2 protein-coding genes are annotated in these 18,411 nt (G+C 46.4%); both read right to left on the minus strand.

The features are described from left to right. Positions 1–3 precede the first annotated feature (3 nt). Positions 4–8,202, minus strand: coding sequence for a non-ribosomal peptide synthetase (locus IEE86_RS09790; protein WP_191097050.1), 8,199 nt, complete (start codon positions 8,200–8,202; stop codon positions 4–6). Between the two features lie 13 nt (positions 8,203–8,215). Continuing rightward, entirely contained in the window at positions 8,216–18,349 is a 10,134-nt protein-coding gene (locus IEE86_RS09795; protein ID WP_191097051.1) for a non-ribosomal peptide synthetase, read from the minus strand. Positions 18,350–18,411: the final 62 nt, after the last annotated feature.

Genomic DNA, 18,411 nt, shown 5'->3' on the forward strand with positions numbered 1-18,411 from the left:
TCCTTACCCCTTTATAATCGTTTGAAGAATCTGTGCAAGTTCATCAGCCTGCGGTCTTTTCATCATGGTGACATGGTCGCCTTTGATGTGATAATACGTGCATGTCTCTTTTGTATAAGCTTCCCAGTCCGCAAACTTCTTCTGGAAATCTGTGGCGTGGTCACTGCTTTGTACAATATAAAATGGCACAGGGAATGGTTCTTTTTCTAATTCAATGGCTTGTGACATGATCGTATTATGTGTTTGCATTTGCAAGTATTTATCTAAATAGTGATCATTCATAAATTGATGAACCACTTCATCCTTTTCTGCTTCTTTGAGTATTTTTTGCTTCACTTCTTGGAAGCTTAGCCCTTGTAAAGCTTCTGGCTTTATTCCGACAAGATTCCCCATTCCAAGGACGAGCGCAAGCATTTTTACTTCTTCTTCGTTCATATCGGCATGGAGGGCTTGATCTGCCTCATCTCTAAGCACTGGAACCGTATCTAAAATGATCAGTCCTTTCGGCGCTTTTCCTGCATGACAGAGCCGCTGATTCATTCCGTAGGCAAGATGCCCGCCCATTGAATGCCCTGCTAGATAGTCAATGCCTGGACGATAGAAGGTCTCAATGGCTTCGTTGAAGATGGTGACAAGCTCTGTGTAATGAAGGAATTGCGGCTCTTCATCCTCATATAAACCAGGAGACTGCAAGGCGTAAACAGCGCCTTGATGTGTCATGAGCTTGGCAACATCAATATAGCCCATCACTGTTCCACCGGCAGGCGGTGCAAAGAAAATACTCGGTTCAGCTGGATCACCTTTTTTCAGCTCGATCACATAGTCCTTCGGTTCTCTTTCTACGTGCTCGTCAGCTTCCGGCAATGTGTCCAAGTGAGCGGCTAGCTGCGCTGGCGCTGGATGCATGAAAATCCATTTCGGATCAACACGTATGCCTTTTTCCTTTAATTTAGCAACAGCCTGGATGCTTATAATGGAATCTCCACCTAAATCAAAGAAGGAGTCATGCACGCCTACTTGTTTTACACCAAGCACTTCCGTGAAAGCTGAGACAATAAGCTGCTGTGTTTCAGTTGCCGGTTTGTTGTCTTCTTGAGAGGAAGAGACCATTTCCGTCGGTTCTGGTAGTGCTTTTTGATCGACTTTCCCGTTCGTTGTGACTGGAATCGCATCCAGTACGATAAAGTAACTTGGAATCATATAGCCTGGCAGGCTTTCCTGTAAAAATGCTTTCCATCCGGGAACAGGCTCCCCCCCATCTGTGACAAGGTAGGCTGCCAGCCGTTTTGAGCTGCCATACGTTTTGGCGATGACTGTACACTCTTTTACTTGCGGGTGCTTGAGCAGGGCTGTCTCTATTTCTCCACATTCAATTCGGTAGCCTCTAATCTTCACCAGGTTGTCTTTTCGGCCGAGATATTCAATGGTGCCATCTGATCGCCATGTTCCTAGATCACCTGATCGATACAGCTTGTCTCCTTTTAAAGCCGGGAATGGATTGTCAATAAATCGTTCCTGCGTCCGCTCTGGATCATGGAGATATCCCTTAGCCAGTCCTGTTCCGCCGATATAGATTTCTCCTTTGACGCCTGTAGGTACTGGATTGAGATAATCATCTAGTATGACAACCGTTGAGTTGGCGACTGGCACACCGATTGGCACTGATCTTGCATCCTCCGGTACGTGTGTGACTTGGTAAGTGGTCGCTAACGTTGTGTTTTCTGTTGGACCGTAAGCATTGATCAGTACACCCTTCATATGCGGCAATGCCTTTCGTGCATGCTCACTAGACATGGCTTCTCCGCCAACTAGTAATGTACGGTATCCAGCTACACTTTTTGGATCATGCTCAATCAACCGGTTGAATAATGCAGTTGGCAGACAGTTAGCTGTGACTTGATGCGTTTTGATTAACCGAGTTAATTCGTCCATATTTAGAGCAGCATATTTTGGGATCAAAATCAGCTGACCGCCATTTAGCAGCATTCCCCATAGTTCAAATGTAAAGGCATCAAATGCATAGTTAGACAGCTGAAGCATCTTATCATCTGGACCTAGTTCAATATAGTTTGTTTCTCTCACTAAGCGGACAACTCCTGCATGGGGGAGCATCACGCCTTTAGGTGTGCCAGTTGAGCCTGATGTGTAGTTGACATAGGCTAGCTGGTCTTCTCCTATAATGGATTTCTCTCTTTGATACACTGCATGTATCTCTGGTAATGGCTTGTCCATTTCAATCTTTATACCTGTAAAGTCTACTAGGCGCTCTGCAAAATGAGACTGGGTCAAGATCACATCACTTTGTGTATCACGGACAATCAGACGAATTCGTGCATCAGGATATTCAGGTGACATCGGAACATACGCAGCACCCGATTTGACAATACCTAGTACCGAGACAATCATGTCAAAGGAACGGTCAAAGAGCATCGGTACAAGGGAACCTGGTCCAATTCCTTTTGACTGTAAGTAGGCAGCAAGCTGCGTTGCCTTCTCATCCAAGGTTTGATACGTCATGTGCTCTTCCATATAGGACAAGGCAATGCGATGCGGATCACGCTGCACCTGCTCTTCAAACAGCTCTTGAAGGGTTCGTTTTGGATAAGGTGTACCGGTTTGGTTGTTCCCTATAATCATGGCATCCTGTTCCGCTTTGTCCATTAAACAATAATCAGAAAATGTGCGTTCAGGCTGTGCCGTCATACCATCTAACAGATGAAGATAATAATTCATATAACGATGGATTGTCTGTTGATCAAATAAATCCGTATTGTATTCTGCATGAATCGACAGCTGCTCCTCCTGTTCAAATACATGCAGGGTAAGATCAAATTTAGACACTGTATGATGAACCATCACCTGTTCAGAAGTCAGCCCTTTGAGGTTGACATCGAGCGAATCTGTTACATATCCCATAGCGACTTGGAAAATCGGTGATCGACTTAAATCTCTATCAATCGAAAGGTCATCGACAAGCTTATCAAATGGATAATGCTGATGCTCAAAGGCTTTTAACGTCATCTCTTTCACATTTTCCAATAAATCAGCAAACGTATCTGCTTTTGACATGTCCTGTCTGAGCGCAAGTGTATTCACAAACATCCCAACAAGCTTCTCTGATTGCTTGGCATCGCGCCCTGCAATAGGCGAACCAATGATCACATCTGTTTGCCCTGACAGCTTGTGAAGAAGGACGTAATACGCTGACAGCATCGTCATGAAGAGCGTTGTGCCCTGCTGCTTGGACAAAACCTGCAAACGGCGAATCAGCGGTTCATCCAGCACAATTTGCTCTGTAGCGCCGTTAAATGTTTGAACCGGCGGACGAGGGCGGTCAAACGGCAGCTCTAATACTGGAAGCTCTCCTTGTAAGGTATCGAGCCAATAGGCTTGATCTGCTTGATGGTGCTTTAATTGTTCATTTTCCCAGTGAACATAATCTGTCCATTCAATCTCAAGCGCTGGGAGCTGAGGTGTTTTCTCTGCAAGCAAGGCGTCATATACCACTTCTAACTCCTGAATGAGCAGGCTGAGCGACCATGCATCTGAAATGATGTGGTGCTGCGCGCACAGGAGATAATATTCCTCTTTACCCATATCGACAATTGTCCACTGCGCAAGCGGGCCTCTTTCTAAATCGTAGATGCGGTTCGCTTCTTGCTGAATTAGCTGCTCCAACCTTCTCGCTCTTGTTTTTTCATTAAATAATGAGAAATTCGCAACTGTCACAGATGGCGGGAGGTCCTCACGAATGAGTTGAACCGGCTTGCCGCCAAGTGATTTGAACGTAGCGCGCAGGGCCTCATGGCGTTTCGTTAAGTGACCAATCGCTTTCGTTAAGCCTTGAATGTGCAGTTGTCCTGTCAGCTTCCAAGCACCTAATATATTGTAATGATGGCTCTTTTCTAATGTGGATAAGAACCAAATACGCTGCTGGGCATGTGACAGCTCATAGCTTGTTTGCTTTCCTAGCTTTGGAATCTTGGCTTCCTGAACGGCTGGAGCTCCTTTGATGTCATCGACCATTTGCGCCAAATGTGCCAGATGTTTGCTTTCAAATAATATTTTTAAAGGCGCCTTGATGGAAAACTCATGATTGATGCGGGAAATCGTTTGAGTCGCCTTTAATGAATGCCCGCCAAGGTCAAAGAACTGGTCCTCTTTGTACACACGATCTACTTCTAAAATGTCCTCCCATATCGCCGCAAGTACCTGCTCTGTCTTCGTTTCTGGCCATTGCTTTTCGAGGCTTTGCCCGTTTTTGTGATGATTCAGCCTGAGGGCTTCATGATCAATAGAGCCATCTTGTTTTTTCGGTATTTCAATTACTTGTCTAATATCCCAGTCACCTTTTGTTACGCCTGCGATATCTTCAATATGCACTTCTTTGCCCGGCTGAACCGAATAATAAAGCTTTTTCTCAAAACGCGGCATTGGAGCTGGCTGAAGATGACGAGCGATCTCTTGATTCGACCCGTCTAGACCGATAAATAGGTGCGCTTCATTCAGCCGAACACCTAGACATAATGAATGGAGGCCTTGTTTCTTTCCAATCAACTGAAACCCCTTACGTACGGTGAGCGCTGCCCCAGTATGTCCCTTAGACAAACCAAGATTATCCCACATGCTGAAGTTCAAAGAGATCGCTCTTCTTCCTTCTTGAAAGGTGAGGGCGTGCGCGAGTCCATCTAAAAAGCTGTTCGCCGCAGAGTATGCCCCGAATGTTGTGCCGCCAAAAAAGCCATTTACAGATCCAAAAAAGACGAGTGGGACTGCCGGGTCATGCTTGAAGGCTTCCTGTAGCACCCAGGCACCGTCTGCTTTTCCTGAAAGTTCTTTTATGAAATCTTCTTCTGATGTATGAGCCAGTGTATACTTGTCTACATGCTGAAAATGCTCAGACACGTTACCGGCTCCGGCTAAATGCAGCGCACCCCGGATCGATTGTCCAAAATGCTTTTCCGCTTCATAAATCGCCTGCCTGACATCGGATAAACAGGTCACATCAGCTTGTACATACATGACGTCTCCAAGAGCTTTCAGCTGTAAGAACACCTCTGCCTTTTCCCCGTCTTCTTCAAGGGATGTCCGCCCAATGAACACGAGCTTTAAGCCAAATTGGAGCATCTGCTTAGACAGCTCGAAGCCAATACCTCCAAGTCCTCCAGTCAGCAAATAAAGACCTTCATATTCTAAAAATCCTTCTGTTTGAGGCGCTGCCATCATATTGACTTTTTCCAGCTTTGGTACGAGGCGCTGCCCGTTTCGGTAAGCCACCTCTGCTTTTATATGAATCGCAGACAGTTCCTCAGCAATACGTTTGGCATCCTGATCGATATTCTCCGCTTCAATATCAAGATGAGACACCTCTGCTCCTTCCCATTCTTGCGGGATGGTTTTTAACAGACCGACCAGCGCCGTTTTCTCCACATGAAGATTGTCTTCAGGCTTCACAAACTGACCACCTTTTGTCACAACAACGAGACGGATCGGCTCTTTGTTTTCCTGTCTCAATGCTTGATACAAGTGCAAAATGGATTGACTGGTGCTCGCATTCAGTTCTTTGAACTGCTCAGGGCTGGAAATCATCCCCTTGTCTGACACATTCCATAAGTGGAGCATATGGTCAATTTTTAATTCATCGGCTTCAAGCGCCGCCACAAGCCTGACGTAATCCCCCTTGATTCTCGGGTTCATCTGATACATCCCTTTTGACAGGCGTAAAAATTCATGACCCTTTTTCACAGAAACATAAGGCAGGTTCATTTGTTCAAATTGTGCATAAAGCGATTGATAAAGCCCTTTTTCATCCTCAAATACGAGTACATGATCAGTGGAAACCGGCTGAGATGGACCGATATTCTCTTTTACCCAAATACGTTTAAAGAACCAATCTGGGAGGGTTTGATTATTTTCTGAAGCAAGATCAAGTGCCCGTTCAATGTCGCGGAATGCTCCATCTTTAAGCGCTGCGCCTAACTGGGCACGTTGGATTTTTCCGCTTTCTGTTTTCGGAAATTGGTCTTTTTTCACCGGAATGATGTGATCTGGCTCGATTCCCATTTTGCGAATGATGCTCTCTCTAATCTGCTGAATCATCGTGATTTGGTCCTCTATCGAATCCTTTTGCGTGACAAAAAAGACGGCGAGTGTGTCATTACTTGATTCGGGATTGTAAATGCCGTATGCAGCAGCAAAGGTAACTTCAACCCCCTCCACCTCTTCCACAACGGCTTCAATTTCGTAATTCAAATAGTTCGCTCCGTTGATGACGATGATGTCCTTTTCCCTGCCTGTGAGGACAAGACGCCCTTCGTGAATAAACCCTAAATCCCCTGTGTGAAACCAGCCGTTTTCCGCAAATACTTCTTGATTGGCTTCCTCATTTTGATAGTAGCCCATCATGATCGTTGGGCTCTTCACCTGCAAGCGTCCCACCTGATCTTCTGGCAGCACCTGGTGATGCTCGTCGACAATCCGAATCCATACAGAAGGAATCGGTACACCTACTTCTGTGAATGTCATCTTGTTCGGATGATCATGTGTGACATATTGAATCTCACTCGTTAACGAGGTCTGGTCGATTGTTAGCTGTCCATCCTGGTCACTGCGCCTCATAAATTCCTTTGACTGAACAATGGCTGAGGATGTCTCTGACATGCCATATGCCGGCACCATCGCATGACGGCTTAACCCGTGCTGACCCATCATGTGCATGAAGCGCTGCGTTACTTTTGGAACAACCGCTTCGGCTGCATTCATGATATAGGTCAAGGTCGAGAGATCCCAGCTTCCCTTTAGAATGTCGTCCTCATATTCATTCATCATGGCAAAAGCAAAGTTTGGTGCCCACGTCCTTGTGACGCCATATGTTTCTACCCAGTCAAGCCACACCATCGGCCGTTCGATAAATTGATCGATGGATGGACTAATTTGCTGGCAGCCGAGATAGACGTCATGTACATGAAACATGACAATGCCCCCTACGTGATCAAGCGGCATCCAGTTCAGTGATACATCCTCGTGCGTGAAGCCGTTTGCCTGCTCAAAGGAGATGATTCTAGATAAGATGCTTTGATGGTTGTGACGGATACATTTTGGTACACCCGTACTTCCAGAAGACAGAAGCTGAAGCACAGGCTCATCCGGCTCTGGCTCATAATGCTGTTCATCGGGTTCACAGGAAAGTAATGTTTCGATTGTTAAAATAGGCATTGATTTTGCTTCAAACGTCTCGCGCAGCCCGGCAATGTCCTCCGCACTCGCTTCATTTGTAATAATGAAAGGTTCATTTTGCAGCTGAAACACGCCCTTCAGCTTGTTTACACCTTGATTCATTTCATCATACACAGGCGGCACAGAGACTGGCGTTGGAATGATTCCACCAAGAATACAGCCCCAGAACACCGTGATAAAATCGTGGTGATCTTTCAATTGAAGTAACACTTGATCGCCGTTTGTCAGTCCTGCTGCTCTTAATCCAGACAGGACCCGTTCAGCGCCTGTTAGAAGTTCAGGATAGGTTTGGGTCACCGCGTGACCGCCTTCTTTGATATAAGTCACTCCCCGTTCAGGTGACATAAAGGCTGCTCGAATGAGCACCTCTGTCAGTGTGACAGGTGTCCCTTGTTTTTCGATCACATCACCGCCGTAAACAAGTGCTGGCGGTTTTTCATGGGCGGATGACTGGTTTGTTTGGCTGGCTTCATCCTTTGAAATCGATTCGTTTCCTTGAGTACGCTGCCGGTCAGGGAATAAGTCATCTAAATGATAGGGCGTCTGTCTTTCTGTCTGACTCTCAATGATAGCAGCCGCATCCTCTATTCCATCTATGTCTTTGATGCGTTCTTCTATCTTTCTTAATTCCTCTTGATCTAGTACATCCATTGAAAGCAGTGCCTCTGTATCGACGGCTCCACTTTCTGCCTTTGGCAAGGAAGGTAATAAAACGAGAGCGGCTGGCACTTCATCAGGATGAAGCGGGCCGTTCATCAAATCCTCTCTTGTCAGTGAAGGGTCCTTCGCCTGTGCAAATAGCACAAGCGAGAGGCCTCCCTTTTGATTTTTCTTCGGGATCAAAACACATTCCTCTAGTGGAAAGTGAAGCATTATAGCGCGTTCTACTGCTTTGAGATCGATTCGTTTTCCGTTGATTCTGACGATATGATTTGCTGCATTTCCTTTTCGTTTACTGACTAACATGGTTCTTCTCCTCCTACATCCAATCCAAAATCTGAATCTTGCTTTTTTCAGTCCAAACGCCGACATCTCCTGTCGGATAGAGGTATTCGCCTGTTTGATGTTTGAATGGGTGCGGAATTTTATGCGCCTCCATCCAATCGGCAAGCTCCCCGCAAAGTGCTTTGATATCCTTTGCACCGATAAAGATATCTCCTGGAAACCCTACTGGCATAAGCTGATGCTCATCATTCAGGATATAAATTTCTGTTTCACAGGAAGGATCATGCACACCTGAGTAAACCTCTTCTTGGTCTGGGTACAGCACGCTGACTTGTGCATTTTTCGCCCAATCGGTGATCATCCGTTCTTTTTCTTCATTCGTCACGATTGTGAACGAGGAGAGCGGCGTCTCCGCCTGTTCTGTCATGGCTTCAAGCGTGTGAATCAGCTGCTGCATCAGTGAGTGTATTTGCTTTTCTGTATATTGATTGAACCGATATGTGACCCGAAGCTCAAGTGTATCTCCCGGAACAGCCACAAGGGTTAAGTCATAATTCGTTTCTTCATGACTTGCGATATCTAAGATACGTACACCATGCGGCTCAATGGATTCAATCGGATAGTTTTCAAACACGACAATGCTGTCAAACAATGATTCTCCACTCGGAATTTCGGTCATCTGCTGAATATCTGGCAGCACAGTATATTCGAATTCTCGCATGTGAAAAACGGTTTCCTGCGTATGTGCCAGCAGGCGGGCGATGGTCCAGTCTGGCGCGATTGGCAAACGGAGCGGCAAGGTGTTAATAAAAAGCCCTGTCATGCTTTCAACCTCTGGTAAGTCCGCTGGTCGCCCAGACACTGTCACACCAAATATGACATCCTCTGAGCCTGAATGCAGATGCAGGAGCAGCCCCCATGCCGCCTGAATCAGTGTGCTCATCGTGACCTTCTGCGTGCCTGCCATCTCTTCTAGCTTCTGCTGCATGCGCGGCGTCAGTTTTATACTAAGCTGATCAATACCTGCTCCTTCATCCGAAGCTTGCTCGCCGTCTCCAGGAAGCGGTGTGGCTTCCTCTACTCCTGACATATAACGTTTCCAGAACTCTTGCGCCTTCTCTTGATCCTGCTTTTGTAGCCACTCGATGAAATCCTTGTATGGACGTACAGCCGGAAGATTGATCTCCCGTTCATCTACAAGGGAACGATACAGCGCAAAGGATTCTTCAATAAAGCTGAACAAGCTCCAGCCATCGATTAAAATATGATGAAAGCTAAAGACAAACGTGCATGTTCTCTCATCACAATGGAATAATGCAATACGGATCAGTGGTTCATCCGCATTTTCTAAATTGAAATCCTTTGAACGATCGGATTGTAAATAGTGTTCAATGGTTTCCTTCTGATCCGTTTCACTCAGGTGGCGCACATCGTGCTGAGTGAGGTGAATGCTTCCTTCTGATTGAATCAACTGGACAGGCTCTTTTAAGCCTTCCCATACGAATGTTGTCCGCAAAATTGAATGACGTTCTACAAGGAGATTCCACGCTTGTTCGTAGGCGTTGCCGTCTGTTAAGCCTTCGAGCGTCATATGCACCTGGCCAAAATAAGCTTGTGACGCTTGATCCAGCAGTGCATGAAACAGCATCCCTTGCTGCATTGGAGATAGCGGATACACATCCACCACATTGTCTGGAAGCTCATCTATTTGCTTTTGCGTGAGCTGAACCAGAGGGAAATCAGAAGGTGTAAAACCACCTTTTGTCTCTACACAATGCGTCAAAATGTCCTCCATTTTTTCTTTGAACCGTTCAGGTAACAGGCGCACCTCTTCATGCTGGAGCAGCTCACGATTGATCATAAAGTTCATTTGAAGCTGACCATTCACGACGTATCCGTACACATCGATCAAATGCTGCCTTTCTGCTTTTGGATCGTGTACATGCCCATTTCGTTCATCTGCTAAATAAAGCTTTGCCTCACCATCTATTTGATCTAACTGTCCAAGATAATTAAAGCTCATCTGCGGCGCTGCCGTTTTGAGTACACGAGGTTCTGTCATGTATTGAAGCAAGCCATAGCCGATTCCTTTTTGCGGCACAGCCCTTAAGGTTTCTTTGACATCTTTGATTTGTCTCTCAACATCGGTTTTGATAAAAGGAATAAAAATAGGATAAGAGCTTGTAAACCAGCCGACTGTCCGTGACAAATCCATCTGTTCAAATAAATCCTCGCGTCCGTGCCCTTCTAAGGTGATGAGTATTGGCTTTCCAGCAGCTTGCGCAAGACCTGATAAGAGTAAATCGTTTACCTCTGTTCGGTACGCTTGTGATGCCTGCCTTAATAAAATATCTGTTTGATCCTTCGTCAATTGAATAGACAGGATCTCTGCATGTTCTTCTATATTAGAAAGCGCAGGTGTTTGAAAAGGGGAACCCTCTTCCTCATGATTGATGACCTTTTGCCAAAAAGGAACCTGCTCTTGTAATTGATCTGTTTGTGCATATTCATATAGTGCATCTGCCCATTGCTTGTAGGAGGCCGTTTTCCTTGCAAATACTACTTCCTGCCCCGCAGCAAGCTGCTTCAGTCCATTTAATAGATCTTCCTGTATGATGCGCCATGATATTCCATCCATGATGAGATGGTGGGCAGCGATGAAAAGCTCTGATGTGTCATGACTTGTGTGAAAAAGAATCGCCTTGATCACTTCTCCTCGCTCTAATGACAATGTTCCTTGACAAGCGCCTGTCTCCAATTGGATTTGTTCCAGCGCTTCCTCCTGAGAAACGTTCGTCAAATCAAAGGATGTGACACAAGGGGTGATGCCAGGCTCACGAATCGTTTGCACCCATGTGCCATCTGCCTCTTTTGTATACACCGCTCTTAGCATATCGTGATGATCGGCAAGCTTTGAAAGAATCTCCGTCAACTGCTTTAGCTGTACGGATTGCTTGAATTCAATATGCGCTGATAGATTCCAATAATCTTGATTTGTCATCGATTGCTCAAAGAACCAGGATTGAATTGGAAGGAGACGAACGTCCCCTGTAACAGGTGATTGGTCATAGGACACAGAAACATCTGCCCTTTTCATAGCGAGTGCCAGCTGTGAAATGGTTTGTTTTTCAAATACATCTCTCGGCTGGATGATGTAGCCTTCCTGCGCTAAACGTGCCACCATTTGTATAACAATGATGGAATCTCCGCCAAGCTCAAAGTAGTTATCATGTACACCGATAGAAGGGGCACCAAGCAGCTGAGACCATACTTTTTCTAGCACTCGTTCTTCCTCACTGACTGCTCTGTCAACTGGTCTACCCGCTTCCTCCTGTTTCCACTCTGGCGATGGGAGACGCTTTTGGTCTACCTTGCCATTTGGTGTGAGCGGCAGTTCATCCAGCTCCATCAATAGGCTTGGCACCATATAATCTGGCAGCATGTCTTTCAAGGCTTGGCGAATGGCTTGCTGGGTCCATGCTCCTTTTTGAACAAAATAACCGATGAGCCGCTTATGACCACTCTCGTGCTGATGCGGAATGACTGCACATTCTATGATGTCTTCAAAGCTCAGCATAGCGGCTTCAATTTCTCCGCATTCGACGCGGTGTCCGCGAATTTTCACTTGATGATCGATTCTTCCAAGGCAGTCGATGATGCCATTTGACAGCCAGCGGCCCATATCACCTGTTTTATATAAACGCGCTCCTTCTTGGAAAGGATGCGGGATAAATGATTGCGTTGTTTTTTCTTCATCTCCAAGGTAACCAAGTGCAAGCCCTGTTCCGCCAACGTAGATCTCACCGATCACGCCTTGCGGGACTGGCTGCAGCTGGTCGTCTAATATATAGGCTTGTGAATAAGCGATTGGCCGGCCGATTGGAACCGTAGCCTGACCTTCGTCCAATGCCCGAATGTGATGCACACAGGAGAATGTTGTGTTTTCAGTTGGTCCATAGCCGTTTAAAAGCCCTTCAGGCAAATACGGCAGTGCTTTACGGATATGAGCGGCTGAGAGCGCATCTCCGCCGACCAATAATGCATCGAATCCAGATAAGGCTTCAGGATGTTCCTCTGTTAACCGGTTGAACAGCGGCACCGTCAGAAATCCTGTTGTGATTTTATAAGATTTCAGCGTATCAGCCAGCGTATCCATTGATAAGATCGTATTTCGTTCGGTGAGTATCAGCCTTCCCCCGTTCAGAAGGGCTCCCCATATCTCATACGTAAAGGCATCAAAGGAGAAGCTCGCGATTTGTAGAATGCGCGTATGTTCATCAAGGGTGACATAATCCGTTTCACATACAAGCCGGATGACCGCTTGATGCGGGATCAGAACTCCTTTTGGCTGTCCAGTTGATCCTGATGTGTAATTGATATAAGCGAGCCCATCAGGTTTTAAGGCAGCGGGTATGAGTTCAGCTTCTGATAAAAACTCTTCATATCCCTCGTCAAGACAAATGAGCTCGGTTTGACTGATCGACACCTTTTTCAGCCATTCGTTTTTTGTCAACAAAAGCTTAATGCCTGTATCCTTCAGCATATAGTCAATGCGCGATTCTGGATATTCAGGATCAATTGGCACGTAAGCGCCCCCTGCTTTCACAATTGCCAGCACCCCAAGAATCATTTCAGGCGACCTGTCGATCAAAAGCCCGATTGGTTCATGCGGGGTGACGCCACGCTGCTGCAAATAGGCGGCAAGCCGATCGACTTTCTCTCGTAACTCGCCATACGTCCACTGCTCTCCCCCAGATTCGAGGGCAATGGCATGAGGTGTCTTTTTCACCTGCGCTTCAAATCGTTCCGTGATCAGAAGTGAGCCTGCTGGTTGATCCGTTTTTCCGCTCCATTCATAGAGCAATTGATGCTTCTCTTCCTCTGGCAGGTAATCCATTTGTCTGATCGGCTGCGCCGGATTTTCACAAATACTTTCGAGCAGATGCTCGTAGTAACGAAGGAATCGCTCCATCGTATCATCAGAAAATAAATCTGCATGATACTCAAGCTTTAATTGAAGACCATCTGTCCCTTCAAAAACAAATAGGGATAGATCGAATTTGGCTGTATCGTTATCTTCAATGGCTAAAACCGATGTCGCCTCCCCCATTGGAGAAGCTTCAAGCGGTAGGTTTTGCAGAACGAACATGACCTGAAATAGTGGCTGCTTACTAGCATCACGTACAATGTTCAGTTCATCTACCACCATCTCAAACGGCACATCCTGATGCGCATAAGCACCGACGGTTGTCTCCTTCACTCGCTCTAATAGCTCTGTAAAGGCCGGATTCCCGCCATGATCGATCCGAAGTGCCAATGTATTCACGAAGAATCCGATCAGATGCTCCATCTCCGTCCGATTTCTCCCAGCAATGACCGAGCCAATCACAAACTCATCCTGTGAGGACAATCGATGCAGCAGCGTAGAGAAAGCAGAAAGTAAGGTCATATAAAGTGTGCTGTCTGTTTTTTTGGAAAGTGCAGCGAGCTGATCAGACAATGCCTTCGACAAGCGATATGTTTTCGTTTTTCCTCTGTAGGATTGAACGGCCGGCCGCGGATGGTCATACGGCAATACCAAGTCTTCCACAGGTGCCGCGAATTGCTCCTTCCAATAGGAAAGCTGCTTATGCAGCGTCTCGCCTGCCAAATACTCCTTCTGCCATAGCGCATAATCCGCATATTGAATTGGCAGCGGTGGAAGGTCAGGCTCCCGCCCTTCGATCATCGCTGTATACCACTCGGATAGCTCTCTCGCAGCAATGCCGATCGACCATCCATCTGACACGATATGGTGAATGGACATCAGCAGCAAATGATCTGTAGAGGAAAGCCGAATCAGTTTCACACGAAAGAGCGCATCATGTTCTAGTTGAAACGGTGTGCTCGCCTCTTTTTTCGCCCATTCAGCCGCTTTTTGTTCTTTTTCTTCCTGTGATGTTAGATCTGATATATCCGCCACCTCAAGCTCTGGAAGGGTCATATGCTCATGAATGATCTGTACCGGTTCATCTCCGCTCATTGTAAAGGATGTTCTGAGCGATTCATGTCTTTGCACCATGTGCTGCAAACTGCGCTGAAGCACATTCACATCTAAAGGTCCATTCATTCGAAAAGAAATCGTATTATTGTAAAACGGCAGATCTGGCTCTAATTGATAGAGAAACCACTGTCTTTGCTGGGCGTAGGACATCGGTATCTCCTGACCCTTTTCCATTTTCCTCATCGGAATCGCTTTATCCGCCTCGGCATGTGAATCAATCCAGTCCGCTAATTCTCCAAGTCTCGTCTGTTCAAAAAGAACAGCGAGCGGCACATCAAATCCCGTTCTTTGTCTAACGGCAGACAGCATTTGCGTTGCCTTCAGTGAATGACCTCCTAGTAGGAAGAAATGATCGCCACAGCTGACATTTGAGACATCGAGCAGCTCTGACCAAATGTGTGCCAAGAGTTTCTCAGTCTCTGTTTGTGGTGCCCTGTCCTCTGAATCATGTCCACTTTCTTCTATTAATTCATTGAAATACGCTTCGTCTGGTATCCCATCTTCTGTTTCTTTCCAGCATTCCTCAGGATAAAGGTGCACGGCGTATTCGCCAGATAGACGAGACTGTAAGCACGTATGAATGGACTGATACAGCCGTTCTTCAATGGCCTTTGTTTGATCGGTTTTGAAAAAGACATAAATGGCTTGCTCTCTTTGCATCTCCGCATGGACCATCTCTTCAATCTCTTGCTTCGACCGATCTAACCCCATATAAATGAGAGGAGCGTCTGTCATCAAACATGCCAGCATCGTCTGGATGCCCGTCCGCTTAGGAATCGGGAGATAGCCTCTTTCTTTTAATATGCCTTTGATCATAGAGCCTTCGCTCATTCCGATCTCATCCCACATGCTGAAGCTAAAGCAATACGGCTTCACTGTAGATGTCAGCCTCTGATATTGAGCAAACTGTTCAACGAACTCATTGGCAGCGCAATAGGCACCAACGGTCATCCCGCCCTTTAACGTACGTGCTGACGAGCTAGAAAGAAATAAGACGTTCTGCCGTTTAGACGCCGCTTCATGAAGCGCAACCGTGCCATATACCTTAGCTTCGTACATGGCCTGTAAAGACACGGACGTCATGTCAGCAAGCAGCTCTTCTTGAATGATGCCAGCGAAATGAATGATGCCATGCAGCCTTTTATCTCGAGCTACCTCTTGTCTTGAGATGAAGGCTTCAACCTCTTTCGCGTCAGTCATGTCCACTTTTTCATAAAGAACGGTGCCGCCATGGTCTTTCGCTTGCTTCTCAAGTGAAGTCAATAGGTCTTGCTGCTCCGCACATAAAGCCTCTCGCTCCTTTCTACCAAGCAACACGAGGTGTGCTTGATAGGATTTCAGTAGGTGTTCACTCAGCATGCTTCCAATTCCGCCAAGTCCACCTGTCATCACGTAAAGCCCGGATGATTCAAATGGCGGTTTCTTTCTCTTTTGTTCCTTTTCCAGCTGAAGCGGTGACAAAAGAGGAATATAACGAACACCTTCGCGATAAGCGGCGATATGATGGTTTGTGTCATGTGTGAGTTCTGTCATGATGGATAATGCATGAGAATGACCAGCTGCCGATTCTGCCAGAGAAAAATCAAGACATTTCACCTTGATAAACGGCCATTCATGCTGAACAGCTGTCATCAGTCCCGCAGTTGTTGCTTTTTCCACATGATGCGTTTGATCTTCTGGCAAATTCATCGCATGAGCTGAGACATAGGCGATCTCTATAGGCTCCTCATAGGCGGCAATCGCTTTTGTTACATATAATGCACTCAGGCTGCCAGTTTTCTGCGCTTCTTTCGCCATGCCCGTATGAAGGGTGTCTTCGTTGTTTGTATAGTTCCAAAGGTGAATGATTTGTTTCACCGAAACGCCATACGAACGGAGCGTCTCAAAGAGTTGTTCGTAGTCAGACGGTCGATTCGGGTGGATGATGAAGTGTGTGTGTGTGAGTTGTGTGAATGCTTGACCCGGTTCAACCGTAATGCATGTGTGTTCACTGCTTGAAAGAGAGCGTAATTGATCTGCCAGCCCTAATGCGTCTGCAAAGATCACCATGTCCCCTGCTATTTGCTTTTCAGCTACATGAAGCGGAGCAGGTATCCATTCCTTTTGATAGCTCCAATCAGGCAAGGTATGTTCATTTTCTAGTCTGATGTCCATTTCCTTGATGATTTCATCGAATTCACCTTCCTGCCATCTTGTCTTGAGCTGCGCCCTTTCTATTTTTCCAGAGCTTGTTTTCGGAAAGGCATGCTTCTGGACAGGGATCACGCGCGATACAGACAGACCCATTTTTGTCGCAATATGGGATTTGAGGTGCTGACTTGCCCTCATGATATAAGATGGCTCATACAGCTTCGGTGTAAAAAAGAGCATCAGTTCATCGGATGCAGAAGCCTCCATCCGAACGGAGCAAGCAGCCACAAAGCTCGTTTCTACGCCTGGTACTTCCTCTGCAATGGCTTCAATTTCATAGTTGTGATAATTTTTCCCGTTGATGATGATCATGTCTTTTTCTCTGCCGGTTAACGTCAGCCTTCCTTCGTGCAAGAAGCCTAAATCTCCCGTGTGAAACCAGCCATCCGTTTGAAAGACTTCTTGATTCGCTTCATCATTCTTGTAATAGCCCTTCATGGTGGTTGGACCTTTTATTTGCACCCGACCAATATGATCTTCTGGAAGAAGCTCATGCTGATGATTGACGATGCGTATCGTGATACCTGGAATCGGTTTGCCCAGCTCTGTAAAGCTGACGGTTCCTGTCTCACGTGCCTCCGCTGGTCTTAGCTGCTCTGTCAGCGACGTTTCCTCGAAGGTCAGAACCCCGCTGTTTTCATCTCCCCGTTCAATCGCAAAGGAGAAGACAACAGCTGATGAGATTTCAGACATGCCGAAAGCCGGCCTGATCACATTTCCCTTTAAGCCATGCGGAGCCAGCAGATGTAAAAACCGGTGAATCGTCTTCGGTACGACCGCTTCTGCTCCATTGATCATACAGGTCATGGCAGAAAGATCCCAAGACCCTGAAGAGATTTCTTTCTCATAATCATTGATCATCGCAAACGCAAAGTTCGGCGCCCATGTCTTCGTTGCACGATAACGATCCATCCAATCAAGCCAGCGCAGCGGCTGGGCGATGAAATCATCTGTTCTTGCCCGAATTTGCTCACAGCCCGTGTACACATTGACAAGGTGGAACATCACAATGCCGCCAATATGATCTAATGGCATCCAGTCTAATGAAACATCTTCTTGTGTAAACCCATTGGCTGCCACTGTTCCTTTGACATTTGCCAGCACACTTCTATGCGAATGCTCTACGCATTTGGGCATCCCTGTACTTCCAGACGTTAAGATAAAAAAGACGGAATCATCGGGCGTGACTGGATGCGCTTCTATATCTCTTTCTAAAGAAAGCATCGGCTCTACGGCTGCGACACGTAATTGATTTGTGTGCCACAGTAAAGCTAAGCCTTGCACCTCCTCGATGAGCGAGTCATCCGTTAGAATAAGTGGATGCTCTAGCAGCTTCCATGCGTGATGAAGCTTCTTCACTGCGGCATTCATCTCCCGGTAGGTTGGAGCAGCCGATACAAGTGTCGGAACAAAGCCGCCTAGCACACATGCCCAAAAGGCTGTAACCATCGCATGATTCGATGAAAATTGAAAGAATACAGGATCGCCTGGCTCAAGTCCTAGTGCCCTTAAACCCGTCAGAACCCGCTGGGCGTCCTCCTTTAACTGCGCGTAAGATTGCGTGAGTTCGTTTTCGCTATTGACGATATAAGTCAGCCCGTTTGTCGTTTTTGCCGCCTCTGTTAGGGCGTCCTGCAAGGTTTGAGCTCCTGCCCTCACATCTAGATCTCCGCCGAATGAAAGGGCGGGCGGCATGTCTGTTAAAGCAGGCGCTGCCATTTGCGTCTGTATCGATTCAGCTACGGCCTCCTGCTCAATGTGGTTGTCGAGAAATAAATGAGAGAGGTGATATGGCCGCGGTCGAATGGTTTTTTCACGAGAAAAAACAGCGAAGCGTTCAATTTCGTTGGTTTGTAAAATAGTTGTCTTGACATCTTGTAAAATCGCATCCATTGATTCATGTACATTCGATTGGTTAATGGTTGATGGTTTCATATAAGTTCCTTTCCTTTTTTGTCAGGCAGGGATACAAGACTGCACACCTGCCTAACCTACAG

The sequence above is a fragment of the Bacillus crepusculi genome, assembly GCF_014764715.1.
Taxonomy (GTDB): Bacteria; Bacillota; Bacilli; order Bacillales; family Bacillaceae; genus Bacillus.

Coding starts and splice junctions, on each gene's coding strand:
- IEE86_RS09790 (WP_191097050.1), bottom strand. CDS start 8,202: ATGTTAGTCAGTAAACGAAAAGGAAATGCAGCAAATCATATCGTCAGA.
- IEE86_RS09795 (WP_191097051.1), bottom strand. CDS start 18,349: ATGAAACCATCAACCATTAACCAATCGAATGTACATGAATCAATGGAT.